Origin of the sequence: Acidovorax sp. LjRoot66 (assembly GCF_964253305.1) — a bacterium.
Taxonomy (GTDB): domain Bacteria; phylum Pseudomonadota; class Gammaproteobacteria; order Burkholderiales; family Burkholderiaceae_C; genus Acidovorax.
On sequence record NZ_CAXUQU020000001.1, the window covers coordinates 6340749 to 6360151 of the forward strand.

The window sequence follows — 19403 nt, forward strand, 5'->3', positions numbered from 1 at the left end:
CCTCAATAGGTCTCCAGATGCAGGCGCCCTTCGCGCGCCAGGGTGGCTGCCAGGGCCTCCCAGTCCAGACCCGCGTCAGCCGCCACGTCGCGCAGGGCCAGCACCACGCCCTCTTCCATGCTCTTCAAGCCGCAGACGTAGAAGTGGCTGTTGCCGTCCTTGAGCAGTTCTGCCAGGTCGGCAGCGCGCTCGCGCATCAGGTCCTGCACATAGCGCCGGGGCTGGCCCGGGGTGCGCGAGAAGGCCAAATTGATGTCGATGAAGTCCTTGGGCAGGCTTTGCAGCGGGCCGAAGTACGGCAGCTCCTGCTGCGTGCGTGCGCCGAAGAACAGCATCAGCTTGCCGCCCTCGAACTTGCCGCTCTTGCGCAGGCGGCGGCGCCACTCGGTCATGGCGCGCATGGGGGCGCTGCCGGTGCCGGTACAGATCATAACCACGTGCGACTTAGGGTGGTTGGGCATCAGGAAGGAATGGCCGAACGGGCCCACCACCTCCACCTTATCGCCCACCTGGAGATCGCAGACGTAGTTCGAGGCCACGCCGCGCACGGGGGTGCCGTCGTGGTCGGAGGTGACGCGCTTCACGGTCAGCGCCAGGTTGTTGTAGCCCGGCCGCTCGCCATTGCGCGCGCTGGCAATCGAGTACTGGCGCGCATGGTGGCGCTTGCCCAGGGCATCGGTGCCGGGCGGCACGATGCCGATGGACTGCCCCTCCAGCACCGGAAAGGGCAGGCTGCCGAAGTCCAGCACCACATGGTGCGTTTCGCTCTCGAAGCCCGCCTCGGTGCAGTTGAAGTTGCCGACCACGGTGGCCGTGGTCGGCGCCTTGGGCGGGTAGAGGTTGGTGTAGGCATGCGCGGCCGACCACGGCGGCACCGTGGCGCCACGGTGCAAGGGCGGCTGGGGCTGCACGCCAGGCTCGGCCGTGGCCAGCGCGGCCTGGGTGTCTGCCGCGATGGGAGCATCCGCCGCTTCGGCATCGACTCCGGCGGCCGCCAGTTCATCAGGCGTGAGCTCGGCGGGCAGCGACTCCCAGGTCAGCTGCTCCTCGATCGAATAGGCGCGCACCAACGGCATGGTGCGCCAGTTGTCGATGGAACCCGTGGGGCACGGCGATATGCAGGCCATGCAGCCATTGCAGATGTCGGCACGCACGACGTAGTTGTTGTCATCGTGCGTGATCGCGTTGACGGGGCACGTGGCCTCGCAGGTATTGCAGCGGATGCAGATTTCCGGGTCGATCAGGTGCTGCTTGATGACCCCGGCTTCAACGGCCATGTCCATATTGGTTCTCCTTTGTCACCCCCAACCAGGGGGTTGGGATGGGGCGTGTGGTCTTCGTGGGGCCTGCCCTCATCCCTGCCCTCGTTCATACGCCGAGGGCGCTTCGTTGTCCATCAGCCGAAACGCACGTACTCGAAATCGACCGGCTGGCGGTTGATGCCCATCACCGGTGGCGCGATCCAGCCGGCGAACTGGCCTGGCTCGACCACGCGGCCCATGAGCGAGGCGACGAAGGCGAAGTCTTCTGGGCTGGGCAGCCATTCGTCCTTCTTGGCGGCCCATTCCATCTCGTTGACCACCCGGCCCTCGGGCGACATCTTGATGCCCGCGAGCGCACCGATCTGGCGGTTGAAGGCCTTGTGCGGCACCACCAGGCGGGTGGGAATGCCGGCTTTTTCGAGCACCTTGTTCCAGCGGCCCACACCGGCCACCGAGTCCTTGATGAAGTCGTCGCGCAGCACCTCGTTCAGGGCGTTGAGCATGGGCACGTCCTTCTCGACCAGTTGGCCGTCCTTGACCTCCAGCACCTTGTAGGTCTGGCCCTTGAGCACGTGGTCATCCGTGCGCTTGCCTTCCTCGTAGCGGCCCTTGAGGCCGGAGCTGTAGAAGATGGCGGCGTTGCTGGACTGGTCGGCACCGAACAGGTCGATGGTGACGCTGTAGTGGAAGTTCAGGTAGCGCTGCACGGTACCGAGGTCGATGGCGCCGCCGGCGCGCACCTTCTGCGGGTCGTCGGTCTTGAGCTCGTTCATCACCTGGGCAGTGCGGGCCAGCACGCGCGAGACACCGCTCTCGCCCACGAACATGTGGTGCGCCTCTTCGGTCAGCATGAACTTGGTGGTGCGCGCCAGCGGGTCGAACGCGCTCTCCGCCAGGGCCGAGAGCTGGAACTTGCCGTCGCGGTCCGTGAAGTAGGTGAACATGAAGAACGCCAGCCAGTCGGGCGTCGCCTCGTTGAAGGCCCCCAGAATGCGCGGGTTGTTCTCATCGCCCGAGGTGCGCTGCAGCAGGGCGTCGGCCTCTTCGCGGCCATCGCGGCCGAAGTGCTTGTGCAGCAAATAGACCATGGCCCACAGGTGGCGGCCCTCTTCCACGTTGATCTGGAACAGGTTGCGCAGGTCGTACATGCTGGGCGCCGTGAGGCCCAGGTGGCGCTGCTGCTCGACCGAGGCCGGCTCGGTGTCGCCCTGGGTGACGATGATGCGGCGCAGGTTGGCGCGGTGCTCGCCGGGCACGTCCTGCCAGGCCTTTTCGCCCTTGTGGTCGCCGAAGTGGATCTCGCGGTTGGCATCGCCCGGGTTCAAAAAGATGCCCCAGCGGTAGTCGCGCATCTTCACATGGCCGAACTGGGCCCAGCCCTGCGGGTCCACGCTCACGGCCGTGCGCAGATAGACCTCGTGGTTGGTCGAGCCATCGGGGCCCACGTCGTCCCACCAGTTGATGAAGTTGGGTTGCCAGCCTTCGAGCGCACGCTGCAGGGTGCGGTCCTCGCCGAGGTTGACGTTGTTGGGGATCTTCTCGCTGTAGTTGATCGTGCTCATCGTTGCTCCTTGGATGGTTCGGACTGCGGTTCAGACGCGGTTGAGATCAAAGCCGGCCTTCTCGCCGGTGCCGTAGACTTTGAGCGCACCCTTGTCGCCCACGGCGTTGGGGCGGTTGAAGATCCAGTTCTGCCAGGCGGTGAGCCGGCCGAAGATGCGCGTGGCCATGTTCTCCTTGCTGGCAAAGCGCAGGTTGGCTTCCAGGCCGGTCAGGGCGTCGGGCGACATTGCGGCGCGCTCCTCGATGGCCATGCGCAGCTCGTCGTCCCAGTCGATGTCGTCGGGCGCGGCGGTGACCAGGCCCAGGGCCAGAGCCTCGTCGGCGTCGAGCGACTTGCCGGCTGCGGCGCGCGCGGCGTCCAGCGGTGCCGCTTCTTCATAGAAGCGGCGCTGCAGCCGGCTCTGGTCGTTGACCATGGGGAAGAAGCCGAAGTTGAATTCGTTGAGCGTGAGCCGAGGTGCCCGCTCGGCATCGTCGGGCAGCGCCAGCATATAGGTGCGGTCGGCGGCAAAGGCCAGCTCGGCCAGCGTGCCGGCGAAGCAGGAGCCCTCCTGCACCACCGCGAACAAGGTGCGCGAGGACACGTCCAGGCGCGCCAGCGCGCGGCGCAGCGCGCCGATGGTTTCGCGCACCAGCCAGTGGTCCTGGTGGGCCAGCATCACCGCATCGGACGCTAGCACAGCCTTCGCATCGCCTTCGGTCTTGAGCAGCCAGGTGCCGATATCAAGTTCGTTGGTGCGCAGGTTCAGGATGGCATCGTCGAGCTCGCGCGCCAGGGCCAGCGGCCACCAGGCCGTGCCGGCCGCCTCGATGGCGGCGATGTCGGCGGGCTGCGCGCCGGAGGGCTGCGCGCCGGAGGGCGCCTTCACGGTGAGCGTGGCGGTGCGCCTGGCGCGGTCGATCTGCACCTGCACATGCGAGTAGCCCAGGCTGTCGGCACCATCCTCGCGCTCCAGCCGGTTCAGGGCCACGCCCTTGGTACCGGCCGGGCGGTCGCTGCCCGCAGCGAGTTGCTCCGCACGGTCCTGCACGGCGGCGGCGAACTGGGCGGGCTTGGCCACGGCATCCACCAGGCGCCATTCCACCGCGCGCTGGCCGCGCACGCCTTCCACGCTGGTGCAGAAGATGTCGGCCAGGTCGTGGCGGACATGGCGCTTGTCGGTGACGCGGGTCAGGCCACCGGTGCCGGGCAGCACGCCCAAGAGCGGCACCTCGGGCAGCGAGACGGCCGACGAGCGGTCATCCACCAGCAGGATCTCGTCGCACGCCAGGGCCAGCTCGTAGCCGCCGCCGGCGCAGGCGCCGTTGACGGCGGCCAGAAATTTCAGGCCGGAGTGCTTCGACGAATCTTCCAGGCCATTGCGCGTCTCGTTGGTGAACTTGCAGAAGTTCACCTTCCAGGCGTGGCTGGAGACGCCCAGCATGAAGATGTTGGCGCCCGAGCAGAAGATGCGGTCCTTGCCGCTGGTGACGACCACGGTGCGCACTTCGGGGTGCTCGAAGCGCACGCGGTTGACCGCATCGTTGAGCTCGATGTCCACGCCCAGGTCATAGCTGTTGAGCTTGAGCTTGTAGCCGGGGCGGATGCCACCGTCTTCGGCGATGTTGAGCGACAGGCGCGCGATGGCGCCTTCGACGCTGAGCGACCAGTGGCGGTACTGGCCCGGTTCGGTACGGTAGTCGACGCGCGCCGGGGCGCTGGTGGTGGTGGCAGTCATGGATGTCTCCTGTGGGGCCGGTAGTAGCGGCTGCAAACCTCAGAACAAGAAAAATAATGCAGCTTTTGATTTCAATGACATGCATCATGCTGCATGTTTACGGACGCGTCAATGCCTGGAATGCTTTTTTTCGTTGCGAAAGATGTGGCGACTCCGCCCCGCGAGCGGCGGGGTCAGACGCTCAGGAAGCGTTCATCGACTGCCTGGCGGCGGACCGCAGGCCCTGAAAGGCCTGGGCCAGGCTCTTGCCACTGGTATCCACCGACAGGTCGGCCTTCGAATAGAAGGCCGCACGCCCGCTCAGGATGCGGCGCAGGTCGTCCATGGCCTCCTTGCTGGCAGCCATGGGGCGGGTGTCGCCCTGCGCGGCCACGCGACCCATGTGCTCTTCGGGCGCGGCCTGCAGCCAGACCGTGGTGCAGTGGGCCAGCAGCTCATTGAAGGTGGCCGGGTCCGACACGATGCCGCCCGGGGTGGCGATGACCACCTCGCTGTAGATCTGGATGGTTTCCTCCAGCGCGCGGCGCTCGTAGCGGCGGTAGGCATTGGTGCCGTAGAGGTCGTGGATCTCGCGCACGCTGCAGCCGGCCAGCTTCTCGATCTCGCGGCTCAGCTCCACGAAGGGCAGTTCCAGGTCGTCGGCCAGCATCTGGCCCAGCGTGGACTTGCCCGCGCCGCGCAGGCCCACCAACGCAATGCGGCTGTGCCGGGCCGGGTCGACCGATGCCGTGCCCAGCAGCTCGCCCAGCGCCAGGCGCACGCGGCGCAGGTCGGTCTCGCTGCGGTTTTCGAGCAGTTCGCGGATCAGCAGCCACTCGGGCGAGCTGGTCGTGACATCGCCCACCAGCTCGGCCAGCGAGCAGTGCAGTGCACCCGCCACCTGCTGCAGCACCAGGATGGAGGCGTTGCCGGTGCCGTATTCCAGGTTGGCCAGGTGGCGCTCGGACACGTCGGCCGCAATGGCCACGGCCTTGCGCGTGAGCCCGCGCTGCGCGCGCAGGTTGCGCACACGCTCGCCCAGCGCCGCCAGCAAAGGGTTGCGGGCCTCGCCGCCGGGCGCGGTGGCGCCATTGCCGTCGGTGGGCGCAGTGGCCAGCACTGCGTCGTCTTGCTCATTCATGCGCGTCCTCGTTCACTCCATGGGATTGTGCGCCCTGGTTCAGGCCCTCAAAATATGCACTATATTGCTTGACGAAGATCATTTCAAAGACTATCGTTGCGATGCAAGCAAGATACTGCACGTCACGCAATCCTGCAAGGCAATCATTTTCCTTGGCAAGTGGTGCTTAGGCGCCCTGCCCAGCCAGCCTTCCCGTGAAAGCCCGCCACCATGATGACGCCCACGCCCCCCTCGTCCAGCAAGGACGCCTTCCATGCCCTGCTCGCCGACCTGACCGCGCAGATCGATGGCCGCCCGCTTGACGCGGCGCTGGACCAGTGGCTCAACACCGCGCACGGCGCCGGCAGCCCCGCCTACGAGCAGTTGCGCAGCGCCTGCATCACCGGCGTGGCCGAAGGCTGGCTGTGCGAGCGCGAGGGCGGCGGTATCAAGTATGGCCGAGTGTTCAAGGCCGAGGACGCGCTGCACCGCTTCTCGGTGGACGTGGTCGACATGCAGGACCTGGCCGGCCCGCACCACACGCACCCGAACGGCGAGATCGACCTGATCATGCCCATCAACGACAGTGCCGCCACCTTCGACGGCCGGCCTGCGGGTTGGTGCGTCTATGGTCCCGGCACCGCCCACCGCCCCACCGTAGCCGAGGGGCGCGCACTGGTGCTCTATCTCTTGCCCGAAGGCCAAATTCAGTTCACGCGCACCTGAAATCCGCACGCCCATCTTCTTCCATATGTCCATGACCGAACTTCTCTCCAACTACGCTGCCGGCCGCTGGCAGGCAGGCACCGGCAACGGCACGCCGCTGTTCGACCCTGTGCTGGGCAACGAGCTGGTGCGCGTGGACGCCACCGGGCTCGACCTGCCCGAGGCCTTTGCCTTTGCCCGCCAGCAAGGCGGGGCGGCCCTGCGCGCCCTGACCTACCGCGAACGCGCGGCGTTGCTGGCCGCCATCGTCAAGGTGCTGCTCGCCAACCGCGATGCGTACTACGAGATCGCCACTGCCAATGCCGGCACGGTGAAGAACGATTCGGGCGTGGACATCGACGGCGCCATCTTCACCCTGGGCCAGTACGCCAAATGGGGCGACGCCCTGGGCGATGCCCGCGCCCTGCGCGACGGCGATGCGGCCCGGCTGGGCAAGGACCCGGCCTTCCAGTCGCAGCACCTCTCAGTGCCCACGCACGGGGTGGCGCTGTTCATCAACGCCTTCAATTTCCCGTCCTGGGGGCTGTGGGAAAAAGCCGCGCCGGCCCTGCTCTCGGGCGTTCCGGTCATCGTCAAGCCCGCCACGGCCACGGCCTGGCTCACCCAGCGCATGGTCAAGGACGTGGTGGACGCGGGCGTGCTGCCTGCGGGCGCGCTGTCGGTCATCGCCGGCAGCTCGGCCGGGCTCATGGACCAGCTGCAGCCCTTCGACGTGGTGTCGTTCACCGGCTCGGCAGAGACGGCCGGCGTGATCCGCTCGCACCCGGCCGTGGCCCAGCGTTCGGTGCGCGCCAACATCGAGGCCGACAGCCTCAACAGCGCCATGCTGCTGCCGGGCGAGGCCCAGGGCAGCGAGGCCTTCAACCTGCTGGTGCGCGAGGTGGTGCGCGAGATGACCATGAAGTCGGGCCAGAAGTGCACGGCCATCCGCCGCATCCTGGTGCCGGCCGAGGTGTACGACGCTGCAGCCGAGGCCATTGGCGCCAAGCTCGCCGGCATCAGCGTGGGCAACCCGCGCAACGACAGCGTGCGCATGGGCTCGCTGGTCAGCCGGGCCCAGCTGTCTGCCGTGCGCGAAGGCCTGGCCGCGCTGCAGGCGCAGGCCACGGTGCTGCACGACGGGCGCGACCGGACGCTGGTGGATGCCGACCCGGCCGTGGCCGCCTGCATCGGCCCGGTGCTGCTGGGCGCGCGCGATGCCGATGCGGCGCAGGCGGTGCACGAGGTGGAGGTCTTCGGCCCCGTGGCCACGCTGCTGCCCTACCGCGACAGCTCGCATGCCTTCGCGCTGGCGCACCGGGGCCAGGGTTCGCTGGTCACCTCGCTCTATGGCAGCGACGAAACCGCACTGGCACAGACCGCGCTGGCCGTGGCCGCCAGCCATGGCCGCGTGCACGTGGTCACGCCCGACGTGGCACAGGCGCACAGCGGCCACGGCAACGTGATGCCCATGTCGCAGCACGGCGGCCCGGGCCGCGCGGGCGGCGGCGCGGAGCTGGGCGGCCTGCGCGCGCTCGATTTCTACCACCAGCGCACGGCCGTGCAGGCCAGCCCCGGCGTGCTGGCGGCACTGGGACTCTGACATCCCCACAAGACGCGACACACAACGCGCATCCGACCCGAGAGGCCCCAAGGAGACAACACCATGAGCCTGCCCCCACGATTCAATTTTGCCCAGCACCTGTTCGAGCTGAACCGGGACCGCGCGCAGCACACGGCCTACATCGACGACCGCGGCAGCCTGGCTTACGGCGCGCTCGAAGACGGCGCCCGGCGCCTGGCATCGGCCCTCGCCAGCGCCGGCGTGCGGCGCGAGGAGCGCGTGCTGCTGCTCATGCACGACAGCAGCGACTGGCCCGTGGCCTTCCTGGGCTGCCTGTACGCGGGCGTGGTGCCGGTGGCGGTGAACACCCTGCTCACGGCGGACGACTACGCCTATATGCTGGACCACAGCCGCGCGCAGGCGGCCATTGTCTCGGGCGCGCTGCTGGCGGTGCTGCAGGACGCCATGGGCCGCGCGCCGCACGAGGTGCGCACGCTGCTCGTCTCCCAGCCCACCGGGCCGCTGCCAGAAGGTGCCCGGGACTTCGAGGACACCCTGGCGCAGGCCAAGCCGCTCGCAGCCCCGGTGAACACCGCCGCGGACGACCCGGGTTTCTGGCTCTATTCCTCGGGCTCCACCGGCAAGCCCAAGGGCACGGTGCACACCCACGCCAACCTGTGGTGGACGGCCGAGCTCTACGGCAAACCCGTGCTCGGCCTGACGGAGGACGACGTCTGCTTCTCGGCCGCCAAGATGTACTTCGCCTATGGCCTGGGCAATGCGCTGACCTTCCCGCTCTCGGTGGGCGCCACCGTGGTGCTGATGGCCGAGCGGCCCACGCCCGATGCCACTTTCCGCCGCTGGACCCAGCACCGACCCACGGTGTTCTTCGGCGCGCCCACGGGCTTTGCCGGCATGCTGGCCTCGCCCGCGCTGCCAGCGCGCGAGGCGGTGGCCCTGCGCATGTGCTCGTCGGCCGGCGAAGCGCTGCCCGGCGAGATCGCCCAGCGCTTCAAGGCACATTTCGGCTGCGAGATCATCGACGGCATCGGCTCCACCGAGATGCTGCACATCTTCATCTCCAACCGCCCGGGCGATGTGCGCTATGGCACCACAGGCAAACCGGTGGAGGGCTACGAGGTGGAGCTGCGCGGCGAGGACGGCCGGCCCGTGCCCGACGGCGAGGTGGGCGACCTGTACATCCGCGGCCCGAGCGCGGCGCTGATGTACTGGGCCAACCGCGAGAAGTCGCGCGAGACCTTCCAGGGCGGCTGGACCAAGAGCGGCGACAAGTACACGCGCGACACCGACGGCTACTACACCTATGCCGGCCGCAGCGACGACATGCTCAAGGTCAGCGGCATCTATGTCTCGCCCTTCGAGGTGGAGGCCACGCTGATGCAGCACCCCGCCGTGCTCGAATCGGCCGTGATCGGCGTGCAGGACGGCGAAGGCCTGACCAAGACCAAGGCCTACGTGGTGCTCAAGCAGGGCCAGCACGTCGACGCGCAGGCGCTGCAGGCCTTTGTGAAGGAGCGCCTGGCGGCCTACAAGTACCCGCGCTACATCGAGTTCATCGACGAGCTGCCCAAGACCGCCACGGGCAAGATCCAGCGCTTTCGCCTGCGCGAGAAGGAGGCCCGCGCGTGACGCAAGCGAGCACCGCCCAGTTCGCCAGCATCACCTGGCGTGGCCGCACCGTGCAGATCGAGCACCAGTGGATTGGCGTGGAGCGCAGCGCTGCCCTGCTGATCGTCTTTCTGCACGAGGGCCTGGGCTCGGTGGCGATGTGGAAGGATTTCCCCGAGCGCCTGTGCGCCGCCGCCGGCGTGCGCGGCCTGGTGTTCTCGCGCCCGGCCTATGGCCGCTCGACCCCGCGCGAGGCCGATGAGACCTGGGACGTGGACTTCATGCACCGCCAGGCGCACGAGGTGCTGCCCGCATTCTTCGAAGCACTAGGGATCACCGAAGCGCCCTGGCTGCTGGGCCACAGCGATGGCGGCTCGATCGCCCTGCTCTACGCGGCGCGCTTCCCCGAAGCAGTGCGCGGCCTGGTGCTGATGGCGCCGCACATCTTCGTCGAGGATGTGACCATCACCAACATCGAGATCGCCCGGGATGCCTACCGCAGCACCGACCTGCCTGCCAGGCTCGGCCGCTACCACGACGACGCGGACTCGGCCTTCTGGGGCTGGAACCGCATCTGGCTGCACCCGCCCTTTCGGCAGTGGAACATCGAGGCCGAGATCGGCACCATCCGCGCGCCCGTGCTGGCCATCCAGGGCGTGGACGACGAGTACGGCACGCTGGAGCAGATCCGCGGCATCGCGCGCCGGGTGCCGGGCACAGAGCTGCTCGAATTGCCCGCGTGCGGACACTCGCCGCACCGCGACCGGCCCGACGCAGTGATCGCCGCAGCCACGGACTTCATCGCGCAGACGAGCAGCTATTCCACGTAGCGCCTGAGTCCCGGCAGGTCGAGCACGGTGATACCGCCATACTCGATCTGCAAAATGCCCGACTCCTGCAGGCGCTTCAAGGCCGCATTGCAGCGCTGGCGCGAGACGCCCGTGAGGTTGGCGATCTCCTCCTGCGAGATCTGCAGGTGCCGGTCCATGCCGGGGTAGAGGAACGGGTGGAACAGGCCGGCCAGCGCGCGGGCCACCTGGCTGTCGGTGTCGAGCAGGTGGTGGGCCGTGAAGTTGCCCAGGAACCAGTGCATGCGCTCGTTGATCTGGCGCAGCAAAAAGTGGTCGAAGCTGCGCTCTGTGGCATGCAACCACGCAAAGGTCTCCACCGGCAGCAGCGCTACGCGGCTGGGGCGCAGGGCGATGATGTCGGCCGTGCGCGGCAGGGCGCGCAGCAGCGTGCCTTCGCCAAACCAGCTGCCGGCCGAGAGGCCGCCCAGCGTCACGGCGCGGCCATCGGGCGAGGTCACGGACCACTTTAGCAACCCCTCGATGGCGCCGTACCAGTGCAGGGGCACATCGCCGCGGCGGCACAGTGCTCCGCCTGCCGGCACATTCACCTCGCGCACATCGTCGAGCACGCGCTGCTGCGCCGGGGCATCGAGCAGAGGGAACCAGGCCGACGCGGCCAGCAGGCTGGTGGTGGACGGCCGTGTCGCAGGGGGTGACAAAGTGGGGTTCTCCCGGAAGAAGACACTGGCCCCGCGTATACCCTGCCCTCAAATGTCATCGCGATGACTGAGTGGAAAGGTGCCCAAAAAAATAATGCGGAGCACCCCGCAATTCTCCACCAGGACCACGATGAGCAAGCGCAAAGTCATAGTCACCATCGCCCCCACGGGCGGCATGGCCCACAAGTCGCAGAACCCCCACCTGCCCACCCAGCCCGCCGAGATCGCCGATGACGTGGAGCGCTGCTGGAACGCCGGGGCCAGCGTGGTCGCCATCCATGCGCGCCGGCCCGACGACGGCGCCACCTGCAACCCCGACGTTTACCGCGACATCAACAGCCGCATCCGCGCCAAGGGCTGCGATATCGTCCTCAACAACTCCACCGGCGGCGGCGTGCACGGCGACATGGTCAAGCCCCTGCCCGGCGGCCGCTGGGAGATTGCGTGGGAGGAGCGCATCAAGGGCATGGACGCAGGCGCCGAGATGTGCACGCTGGATGCCACCACACTGAACCTGAGCTTCGATGGCCGCGAGATCCTGATGGACACGCCGCTGAGCCGGGGCCGCGAGCTGGCCGCAGGCATGAAGGCGCGCGGCATCAAGCCCGAATGGGAGGTGTTCAGCCCCACGCACATCCTGCAGGACACCACCACGCTCATCGAGGAGGGGCACGACGACGAGGGCCCGCACTTCATCAACCTGGTGATGAACGTGCACCGCGCCTTCCAGAACGCCATGCCCTACTCGCCGCGCTTTCTGCAGATGATGGTGGACACGCTGCCGAAGAACAGCCTGTTCTGCGTGAGCGGCATCGGCCCCTCGCAGCTCGAAGCCAACGTCGCCGCCCTGCTGCTGGGCGGGCATGCGCGCGTGGGGCTGGAGGACAACCTGTACTTTCGCCACGGCGAGCTGGCCACCAACGTGCAGCTCACCGAACGCATCGTGCGCATCATCCGCGAGCTGGACATGGAGCCCGCCACGCCGGCCGAAGCGCGCGCGCTGATGGGCCTGCCGCGCGTGGGCGGCCCGCGCCCCGCGTTTGCCCCAGCTTGACCGCAGCGATTCCCGCTCCACCATACCCCGACTTTCCCACCCCATCGAGGAGACAGAGATGAGCAACATGATGACGATGACGAACACCCGCCGCCAGTTCCTGGGCCACATGGGCGCCGCAGCCGCGCTGGGCACGCTGTCGCCCCTGGCAGCGCTGGCGCAGACCATCGAACAGGTCAAAATCTTCTACGGCTTTCCGGCCGGCAGCTCGGGCGACAGCGTAGCCCGCCGCGTGGGCGAAAAGCTCGCAGGGTCGGCCTACACGCGCAATGCGGCGGTGGTGGAAAACAAGCCCGGCGCTGGCGGGCGCATCGCGCTGGAGTCGCTCAAGGGTGCCGCCGCCGACGGCAGCGTGCTCACGCTGTCGCCGTTCTCGTGCACCTCGATCTACCCGCACATCTACAGCAAGCTCAGCTACGACCCGGTCAAGGACTTCGTGCCGGTGTCCATCGCGGCCATCATGCACCATGGCCTGGCCGTGGGGCCGCTGGTGCCGGCGTCGGTGAAGAACGTGAAGGATTTCCTGGCCTGGGCCAAGGCCAACCCCGGCCAGGCCAACTACGGCTCGCCCGCCGCAGGCTCGACGCCGCACTTCATCGGCGCGCTGCTGGGCCTGAACAACGGCGTGGACTTGAAGCACGTGCCCTACCGCGGTTCCATCCCCGGGGTCACGGACGTGGTGGGCGGGCAGATCGCCTCGATGGTGACCCCGAGCGGCGACTTCATCCCCAACCACAAGGCGGGCAAGCTGCGGCTGATCGCCACCTCGGGCAAGGCGCGCTCGCCGTTCTCGCCCGAGGTCGCGACCTTTGCCGAACAGGGCTTTCCTGAACTGACCACGGAGGAATGGTTCGGCTTCTACGCGCCGGCCAGGACGCCGGCTGCTGCGGTGGCCGCCGCCAATGCCGCCATCAACGCAGCCATCAAGGAAAAGTCGGTCATCGACAGCCTGGCCGTGGTCGGGCTCATCGCCCAGGGCTCCACCGCAGCAGAAATGGCGGCCTCCCAGCATTCCGAGTTCGAACGCTGGGGACCGCTCGTGAAAAAGATCGGCTTCACGGCAGAGTCTTGAGAGGAACGCACCCCATGGATTCAAGCGTAAAGCGCGTTGCTGTGGTCGCCACGGGCGTGATCGGCGCCAGTTGGGCCGCCTATTTCCTGGCGCGCGGGCTGGACGTGGACGCCACCGACCCCTCGCCCGGTGCTGAAGATCGGCTGCGCGAGACCGTGGCCGCGCACTGGCCCACGCTGGAGCGCCAGGGGCTGGCGCCAGGCGCCAGCCTGGCACGCCTGGCCTTCCACGCCCGGCTGGAGGACGCGGTGGCCACGGCCGACTTCGTGCAGGAGAGCGGGCCGGAGCGCATCGACTTCAAGGCCGAGCTGTTCCGTCAGATCGATGCCGCTGCACCGGCGCATGCCATCCTGGCGTCGAGTTCATCGGGCCTGTCGGTCACGGACATGCAGCAATCCTGCGCGCGGCCCGAGCGCGTGGTGCTGGGCCACCCGTTCAACCCGCCGCACATGATTCCGCTGGTGGAGGTCGGGGGTGGTGAAAAGACCTCGCCCGAGACCATCGAACGCGCCATGGCCTTCTACACCGCCATCGGCAAGCGCCCCATCCACGTGCGCCGCGAGATCAAGGGCCACATTGCCAACCGGCTGCAGGCCGCGCTGTGGCGCGAAGCCTTCCACCTGGTGAACGAAGGCGTGGCCACGGTCGCCGACATCGACACCGCCATCGCCCAGGGGCCCGGCCTGCGCTGGGCGCTGATGGGCCCGTTCATGAACCTGCACCTCTCGGGCGGCGCAGGCGGCGTGGCCCATGTACTGGACCACCTGGGCGGCCCCATCGAGAGCTGGTGGCAGGACCTGGGCACGCCTGCGATGACCGAGGCCTTGAAGCAGCAGGTGGCGCAGGGCGTGGCCGAGGAGCTGGGCGAGCGCAGCACCGAGGACCTGGCGCGCACGCGCGATGCCCTGCTGCTGGACCTGATCCGGGCCAAGCAGTCGTCTGGCCACCTGGACTGAACACAAGAACGACACCAGAGACAACACGATGCACCCCGATTTCGTCGATGACCCCGCCGAACTGGCACCACCCCGCACCGTGCTCACGCACCTGGCCGACGGCGCCTTCACCCTGCAATCGCCCGAGCCGCTGGGCCCTTACGCGCGCTGCGTGGGCGAGTGGCTGGAGCGCTGGGCACGCGAGACACCCGACGCCCTGGCGCTTGCCGAGCGCGACGACAGCGGCGACGACTGGCGCCGCCTGACCTATGCCCAGTTGCGCCAGGCCGTGGGTGCCGTGGCCCAGTCGCTGCTGGACATGGACCTGCCCGCGGGGCAGCCGGTCGCCATCCTCTCGGACAACGCGGTGGACCATGCCGTGCTGATGCTGGCCACCATGCACATCGGCCGCACGCCCTGCTCGCTGTCGAGCGCGTACGCTCGCTCGCGCGACCCGGAGCGGCTGCATAGCATGCTGGCGGCGCTGGGGCCGTGCGTGGTCTATGCGTCGGATGCCCGCGCCTATGCGCCGGCCCTGGCGGGCTACTCCGGCAACGCCGTGCGGGTCTTCAGCCGCCATGCGCAGGAATGCCCCGGCGCCCTCGATTTTGCGCAGTTGCTCGCTGCCCGGGAAACACCGGCCGTGGCGCAGGCCTTCGAGGCGATCGCGCCCGATGACCACGCCAAGTACCTGCTGACCTCGGGCTCCACCGGGCGGCCCAAGGTGGTGATCAACACCCACCGCATGCTCTGCGCCAACCAGCAGATGGTGGCGCAGACCTGGCGCTTTCTCGGCCACGAGAAACCCGTGCTGGTGGACTGGCTGCCCTGGAGCCACACCTTCGGCGGCAACCACAACCTGAACATGGTGCTGTGCCACGGCGGCGCGCTCTACATCGACGAAGGGCGGCCCGCACCCGGCCTGATCGAGAAGACCGTGCGCAACCTGCGCGAGGTGCGGCCCACGCTGCTCTTCAACGTGCCGCGCGGCTTCGACATGCTGCTGCCCTACCTGGAGGCCGACGAGGCCCTGGCTGCCGAGGTGCTCTCGCGCCTGCGCCTGGCCTTCTATGCGGCGGCGGCGCTCGCGCCCTCCACCTGGCAGCGGCTCGAAACCGTGGCCGCGCGCGCCCGGCCCGCGCGGCCGCTGTGGCTCACCACCTCGTGGGGTGCGACCGAGACTTCCCCGGCCATCACCACGGCGCACTGGCGCCTGCAGGGCGCGGGCTGCATCGGCGCGCCGCTGCCCGGTCTCACGCTCAAGATGGTGCCCAATGGCGGCAAGCTGGAGATGCGGGTCAAGGGCGTGTCGGTGTTCCCGGGCTACCGCAATGCGCCGCGCGAGACGGCGGCAGCCTTCGACGACGACGGCTTCTACCGCATCGGCGATGCGGGCTTTCTGGCCGACGCCGAGCGGCCCGAGCGCGGCGTGGTCTTCAACGGCCGCGTGGCCGAGGACTTCAAGCTGTCCACCGGCAGCTGGGTCTCGGTGGGCACGCTGCGCGTGGAACTGGTCTCGCAGCTGGCGCCGCTGGTGCAGGACATCGTGCTCACCGGGCATGACCGCGACGAGGTCGGCATGCTGGTCTTCCCGTCGGCCGCCGGCGCAAGCGACTCCCCACGGCTGGAGCAGGCCCTGCGCGCCGTGATGCAGGCCCGGCGCGATGCGGGCGCGGGCTCGTCGCAATGCCCCACGCGGGCACTGGTGCTGCGCACGCCGCCCGATGCAGAGGCCGGCGAGATCACCGACAAGGGCTACATCAACCAGGGCGCGGTGCTGGCCCAGCGCGAGGACGACGTGCATGCCCTGCACGCGACGCCGCCGCGTGCAGACGTGGTCGTCAGCGCATGAGCATGGCCAGCAGCACCACCGCGAGCAGCGCCAGGTAGACCTTGGCGTGCAGCCCGTCGGGCAGGCGACCCACGAATCGCCCGCCCAGGCGGATGCCCAGCCAGGAGCCGGCCACCAGCACCGCGAAGGCCCGCAGGTCCACGAAGCCCGCATGCCAGGCACCCAGCGGGGCGGCCTGCTCCCAGGCCAGCAGCACGTAGGTGGCGGTGCCCGCCAGTGCCACCGGCAGCGACAGCGGGTTGGCCGCCGCCGTGGCCTGCACCATCGGCGCGCCACGCCGGCGCATGAGCGGCACCGTCATCACGCTGCCGCCCACACCGAGGAACGACGCCACCGCACCGATGGCCAACCCCAGCAAGGCCGTGACCGGGCCCGAGGGCCGCGTCCCGTCCTGCGGCGTCGCCACCGCGGCACGCGGCCGGATGAAGCCCGGGCGCAGCAGCCCGTCGAGGATGGTGAGCGCCAGGTAGGCCACGAAGGTCCAGCGCACCCAGTCGCTGCGCAGCACCGTGGCGGCAGCCGCCCCCGCCACCGCGCCCACGGCGATGAAAGCCAGCAGCGGCCGCACCTGCGCCCAATCCACATTGCCCGCCCGCTGGTGGCGCCGCGTGGCCAGTCCCGCGCCGACGATCATCACGCAGGTGGAGGTGGCCACCGCCACCTGCATGGCCGATTGGCCCAGTGGGCTTTCGGAACCGTGCATGTGCACCAGCGTGCGGTACAGCACGGGCACGACGACGAAGCCGCCACCGAAGCCGAAGAGCACGGTGGTGACTCCGGCCAGGGTGCCGAACACGGCCAGGACAAGGTAGAACTCCATGCGCGCATTCCATTGCAAAAAAAACACCATGCCAGCTTAGGCTGCAGTGGCCTGGCCGGCTTTCGCCGGCAGGTCAATAATGTTTGCATTTCAGCCAAAGCACCCGGAGCATGCGCAACACGCCCCTGCACACCGTCGACGCCGTGGACCGCACGGTCCTGGCCATTGCCACCGACTACCCCGCAGGAACCCTGCTCGACACGCACAGCCACCGGCGTGCGCAGTTCCTCTACGGCGCCACGGGCATCATGGAAGTCGGCACGGACGATGGCGCCTGGGTCGTGCCGACCAGCAGCGGCGTGTGGATACCGGCGGGCAAGCCGCACCGCGTGCGTATGGTGGGCGTGAGCACCTGCAGCCTCTACATCGAGCCGCAGGCCGTTCCCCGAACCACCTCGCAATGCGAGGTGCTGCAGGTCTCGCCGCTGCTGCGCCAGCTGCTGCTGGATTCGGCCGAGCTGCCGGCGCAATATGAATTGAGCGGGCGCGATGGCGCCCTGGCGCAGCTGATGCTGCACGAGTTGCAGCGCGCACCGACCCTGCCCTTCTTCGCGCCCATGCCGCGCGAGCCTGCGCTGGCGGCGCTGTGCGCAGCCTTTCTGCACAACCCGCAGGTCCACGCAGCGCCCGATGCCTGGGCACGGCAGTTGCACAAGAGCGAGCGCAGCTTCACGCGCTTCTTTCGACTGCAGACCGGCATGTCGTTCGGCGCGTGGCGCCAGCAGGCCTGCCTGCTGGCGGCGCTGTCACGCCTGTCGCGCGGCGATGCCGTAACCGCCGTCGCGCTGGACCTGGGCTACGAGAGCCCGGTGCCTTTTCCACCATGTTCCGCAAGCGACTGGGGCGCCCGCCATCGGAGTTCCTGCCCGCTTGAAGGCGTGCAGCGGAGCGCTGCAGCCGTTGTAAAAATCACGCTATCCAAAGGCCGCTGAGGTTCTGCGGTCTTGTCCTATAGCGCTTGTGCGCGCAGTGCTTCTAAAATCGCGCACCTCCCCGCACATGCAGGGGGGCACCTTGCAACTTTGAAACGAAGAACAAACATCATGGCAACTGCAAAGAAAACCACCGCTGTCGCGAAGGCAGCACCCGCAGCGAAGAAGGCTGCAGCGCCCGTGGCCAAGAAGGTCGCAGCACCTGTCGCCAAGAAGGCAGCGCCCGCTGCCAAGAAGGCCGCAGCCCCCGCAGCGAAGAAGGCTGCCCCCGCCGCCGCAGCAACGCCTGCAGCGCTCAAGCCCATCAAGACCGCCTTCAACAAGACGACCCTGGTGGCCCACCTGGCCGAGCAGTCGGGCGTGGAACCCAAGGCCACCAAGGCCGTGCTGGCAGCGCTCGAAGCCGCCATCCTGGGCTCCGTGCACAAGAAGGGCTCCGGCGAATTCACGCTGCCTGGCGTGCTGAAGATCGGCCTGCAGCAAGTGCCCGCCAAGAAGAAGCGCTTCGGCAAGGACCCTTTCACCGGTGCCGAGCGCTGGTTCCCCGCCAAGCCCGCTGCCGTGAAGATCAAGACCCGCGCGCTCAAGAAGCTCAAGGACGCAACGGCCTGATCGGCCCTTCCTGGAGCAGTCTTTCCAGGTTTCGGATCGGAAGCCCAGGCGATGCAGATGCAGCGCCTGGGCTTTTTTCATTTCACTTTCCCGCCTCTTTCGATCACGCCTGGCGCTGCTGCCAGAGCACGTCCAGCACATGCTGCGTGGCCTTCTCCATCGCGCCGGCGCGGTGCGCCAGGCCCAGGGGCCGCCACAGCGCCGGGCGCAGGGCCAGCATGCGGATGCGCGGGTCGGGCGGCGCGGCAACCGCAGCCTCGTGCGGCAGCAGCGTGGCGCCATAGCCGGCGGCCACCAGGCTCTTGATCGCATCGTTGTAGTTGAGCTCTATGCGTGCCCGGGGCTGCTCGCCGGCCAACGCGAACCACTCGCCGGTCAGGCGCGAGAGGCTGGTGCCCTCGTCGTTGAGGATCAGCGGCTGGCCCGCCAGCCAGTGCGGCGTGGCCCGCGTGGGCGCCGGCCATTGCGCCGGCACGAAGGCCATGACCGGGTCGCGCCGCCAGGGCTCGACCTGCACGCCGGGCACTGGCGGCTGGGGCAGCGCCACCAGGCCCACGTCGAGCGTGCCGCCGGCCAGGCGGGCCATGGTGTCGTGCGAGGTCAGCACCGCCACCTGCACGTCGATGTCGGGGTGCTGCTGGCCCAGCACCTCCAGCGCCTGCGGGAGCAGGTGGGCGATGGCGCCGGTGGATGCCCCCAGCCGCACGCGGCCGGCCAGGCCCTGCACCTGGCGCTGCACCATGGCCAGGGTGTCATCGGCATCGGCCAGCAGGCGCCGGGCACGCTCGACCAGGGCCTCGCCCACGCCGGTGGCGCGCACCTCGCCGCGCTTGCGCAGCAGCAGCGGCGCGCCCACCTGCGCCTCCAGGTCGGCCATGTGCAGGCTCACCGTGGGCGCCGCCAGGTGCAGCACGCGCGCGGCTTCGGCAAACGATCCCAGGTCGGCAATGGTGACGAGGGTGCGCAATCGGTCCAGGTTCAGTTCACGCATGTCGTTCAGAAATCCTGATGCTGATGGTTGTGAAATTCAACTTTTCAAATTCTACGCAGCGGCTGAAGATCACGCATCCCCCATT

The 19403-nt window shown here is 68.6% G+C and carries 16 protein-coding genes and 1 pseudogene; 10 read left to right on the plus strand and 7 right to left on the minus strand.

Annotated features, from left to right (window positions below; all coding sequences use genetic code 11):
* Positions 1 to 2 precede the first annotated feature (2 nt).
* From boxA to ACSQ3Y_RS29685, 4 genes are all read right to left on the minus strand, one after another.
* A complete protein-coding gene (gene boxA, locus ACSQ3Y_RS29670; RefSeq protein WP_057201677.1) occupies positions 3 to 1283 on the minus strand; it encodes a benzoyl-CoA 2,3-epoxidase subunit BoxA in 1281 nt (426 codons plus the stop codon).
* 113 nt (positions 1284 to 1396) lie between these two features.
* Positions 1397 to 2824 (minus strand): benzoyl-CoA 2,3-epoxidase subunit BoxB, encoded by a 1428-nt coding sequence (gene boxB, locus ACSQ3Y_RS29675; RefSeq protein ID WP_436179763.1) that lies wholly within the window; start codon positions 2822 to 2824, stop codon positions 1397 to 1399.
* A gap of 30 nt (positions 2825 to 2854) precedes the next feature.
* Positions 2855 to 4543, minus strand: coding sequence for a 2,3-epoxybenzoyl-CoA dihydrolase (gene boxC, locus ACSQ3Y_RS29680; protein WP_436179764.1), 1689 nt, complete (start codon positions 4541 to 4543; stop codon positions 2855 to 2857).
* A gap of 181 nt (positions 4544 to 4724) precedes the next feature.
* A complete protein-coding gene (locus ACSQ3Y_RS29685) occupies positions 4725 to 5663 on the minus strand; it encodes a helix-turn-helix transcriptional regulator (RefSeq protein ID WP_436179765.1) in 939 nt (312 codons plus the stop codon).
* Between the two features lie 210 nt (positions 5664 to 5873).
* Here ACSQ3Y_RS29685 and ACSQ3Y_RS29690 point away from each other — a divergent pair, with 210 nt between their 5' ends.
* The 4 genes from ACSQ3Y_RS29690 (at position 5874) to ACSQ3Y_RS29705 (ending at position 10370) form a co-directional block, all read left to right on the plus strand.
* Positions 5874 to 6368, plus strand: coding sequence for a 4-hydroxylaminobenzoate lyase (locus ACSQ3Y_RS29690; RefSeq protein WP_436179766.1), 495 nt, complete (start codon positions 5874 to 5876; stop codon positions 6366 to 6368).
* Positions 6369 to 6399: 31 nt separating this feature from the next.
* On the plus strand, positions 6400 to 7950 hold the full coding sequence (locus tag ACSQ3Y_RS29695; protein WP_436179767.1) for a 3,4-dehydroadipyl-CoA semialdehyde dehydrogenase: 1551 nt from the start codon (positions 6400 to 6402) through the stop codon (positions 7948 to 7950).
* Positions 7951 to 8013: 63 nt separating this feature from the next.
* The gene (locus ACSQ3Y_RS29700; RefSeq protein ID WP_436179768.1) at positions 8014 to 9561 is read left to right on the plus strand and encodes a benzoate-CoA ligase family protein; all 1548 of its coding nucleotides are present in this window, start codon (positions 8014 to 8016) and stop codon (positions 9559 to 9561) included.
* Positions 9558 to 10370: an alpha/beta fold hydrolase gene (locus ACSQ3Y_RS29705; RefSeq protein WP_436179769.1), complete on the plus strand. Its 813-nt coding sequence runs from the start codon at positions 9558 to 9560 to the stop codon at positions 10368 to 10370. Before ACSQ3Y_RS29700 ends, ACSQ3Y_RS29705 begins: the two co-directional genes overlap by 4 nt.
* On the opposite strand, the gene ACSQ3Y_RS29710 is transcribed toward ACSQ3Y_RS29705, so the two are convergent.
* Positions 10358 to 11050: a Crp/Fnr family transcriptional regulator gene (locus ACSQ3Y_RS29710; RefSeq protein ID WP_436179770.1), complete on the minus strand. Its 693-nt coding sequence runs from the start codon at positions 11048 to 11050 to the stop codon at positions 10358 to 10360. The genes ACSQ3Y_RS29705 and ACSQ3Y_RS29710 overlap by 13 nt on opposite strands.
* A 130-nt stretch (positions 11051 to 11180) precedes the next feature.
* Between ACSQ3Y_RS29710 and ACSQ3Y_RS29715 the strand changes: the two genes are divergently transcribed.
* The 4 genes from ACSQ3Y_RS29715 (at position 11181) to ACSQ3Y_RS29730 (ending at position 15963) form a co-directional block, all read left to right on the plus strand.
* Positions 11181 to 12104: a 3-keto-5-aminohexanoate cleavage protein gene (locus ACSQ3Y_RS29715; protein WP_436179771.1), complete on the plus strand. Its 924-nt coding sequence runs from the start codon at positions 11181 to 11183 to the stop codon at positions 12102 to 12104.
* Between the two features lie 76 nt (positions 12105 to 12180).
* A complete protein-coding gene (locus ACSQ3Y_RS29720) occupies positions 12181 to 13176 on the plus strand; it encodes a Bug family tripartite tricarboxylate transporter substrate binding protein (protein ID WP_428003777.1) in 996 nt (331 codons plus the stop codon).
* Positions 13177 to 13190: 14 nt separating this feature from the next.
* Positions 13191 to 14132, plus strand: coding sequence for a 3-hydroxyacyl-CoA dehydrogenase NAD-binding domain-containing protein (locus tag ACSQ3Y_RS29725; RefSeq protein WP_057201667.1), 942 nt, complete (start codon positions 13191 to 13193; stop codon positions 14130 to 14132).
* A 28-nt stretch (positions 14133 to 14160) separates the two neighbouring features.
* On the plus strand, positions 14161 to 15963 hold the full coding sequence (locus ACSQ3Y_RS29730; RefSeq protein WP_436179772.1) for a feruloyl-CoA synthase: 1803 nt from the start codon (positions 14161 to 14163) through the stop codon (positions 15961 to 15963).
* Here ACSQ3Y_RS29730 and ACSQ3Y_RS29735 read toward each other — a convergent pair.
* Complete coding sequence (locus ACSQ3Y_RS29735; RefSeq protein WP_436179773.1) at positions 15953 to 16783, minus strand: sulfite exporter TauE/SafE family protein; 831 nt, start codon at positions 16781 to 16783, stop codon at positions 15953 to 15955. The two genes, ACSQ3Y_RS29730 and ACSQ3Y_RS29735, sit on opposite strands and share 11 nt — an antisense overlap.
* Before the next feature lie 110 nt (positions 16784 to 16893).
* Between ACSQ3Y_RS29735 and ACSQ3Y_RS29740 the strand changes: the two are divergent.
* A pseudogene (locus ACSQ3Y_RS29740) lies at positions 16894 to 17657 on the plus strand (AraC family transcriptional regulator).
* 169 nt (positions 17658 to 17826) lie between these two features.
* Positions 17827 to 18327, plus strand: a complete 501-nt coding sequence (locus ACSQ3Y_RS29745) for an HU family DNA-binding protein (protein ID WP_057269070.1) — start codon at positions 17827 to 17829, stop codon at positions 18325 to 18327.
* A 103-nt stretch (positions 18328 to 18430) separates the two neighbouring features.
* On the opposite strand, the gene ACSQ3Y_RS29750 is transcribed toward ACSQ3Y_RS29745, so the two are convergent.
* Positions 18431 to 19318, minus strand: coding sequence for a LysR family transcriptional regulator (locus ACSQ3Y_RS29750; protein ID WP_436179774.1), 888 nt, complete (start codon positions 19316 to 19318; stop codon positions 18431 to 18433).
* Between the last annotated feature and the right edge of the window lie 85 nt (positions 19319 to 19403).

Coding starts and splice junctions, on each gene's coding strand:
- boxA (WP_057201677.1), bottom strand. CDS start 1,283: ATGGACATGGCCGTTGAAGCCGGGGTCATCAAGCAGCACCTGATCGAC.
- boxB (WP_436179763.1), bottom strand. CDS start 2,824: ATGAGCACGATCAACTACAGCGAGAAGATCCCCAACAACGTCAACCTC.
- boxC (WP_436179764.1), bottom strand. CDS start 4,543: ATGACTGCCACCACCACCAGCGCCCCGGCGCGCGTCGACTACCGTACC.
- ACSQ3Y_RS29685 (WP_436179765.1), bottom strand. CDS start 5,663: ATGAATGAGCAAGACGACGCAGTGCTGGCCACTGCGCCCACCGACGGC.
- ACSQ3Y_RS29690 (WP_436179766.1), top strand. CDS start 5,874: ATGATGACGCCCACGCCCCCCTCGTCCAGCAAGGACGCCTTCCATGCC.
- ACSQ3Y_RS29695 (WP_436179767.1), top strand. CDS start 6,400: ATGACCGAACTTCTCTCCAACTACGCTGCCGGCCGCTGGCAGGCAGGC.
- ACSQ3Y_RS29700 (WP_436179768.1), top strand. CDS start 8,014: ATGAGCCTGCCCCCACGATTCAATTTTGCCCAGCACCTGTTCGAGCTG.
- ACSQ3Y_RS29715 (WP_436179771.1), top strand. CDS start 11,181: ATGAGCAAGCGCAAAGTCATAGTCACCATCGCCCCCACGGGCGGCATG.
- ACSQ3Y_RS29720 (WP_428003777.1), top strand. CDS start 12,181: ATGACGAACACCCGCCGCCAGTTCCTGGGCCACATGGGCGCCGCAGCC.
- ACSQ3Y_RS29725 (WP_057201667.1), top strand. CDS start 13,191: ATGGATTCAAGCGTAAAGCGCGTTGCTGTGGTCGCCACGGGCGTGATC.
- ACSQ3Y_RS29730 (WP_436179772.1), top strand. CDS start 14,161: ATGCACCCCGATTTCGTCGATGACCCCGCCGAACTGGCACCACCCCGC.
- ACSQ3Y_RS29735 (WP_436179773.1), bottom strand. CDS start 16,783: ATGGAGTTCTACCTTGTCCTGGCCGTGTTCGGCACCCTGGCCGGAGTC.
- ACSQ3Y_RS29745 (WP_057269070.1), top strand. CDS start 17,827: ATGGCAACTGCAAAGAAAACCACCGCTGTCGCGAAGGCAGCACCCGCA.
- ACSQ3Y_RS29750 (WP_436179774.1), bottom strand. CDS start 19,318: ATGCGTGAACTGAACCTGGACCGATTGCGCACCCTCGTCACCATTGCC.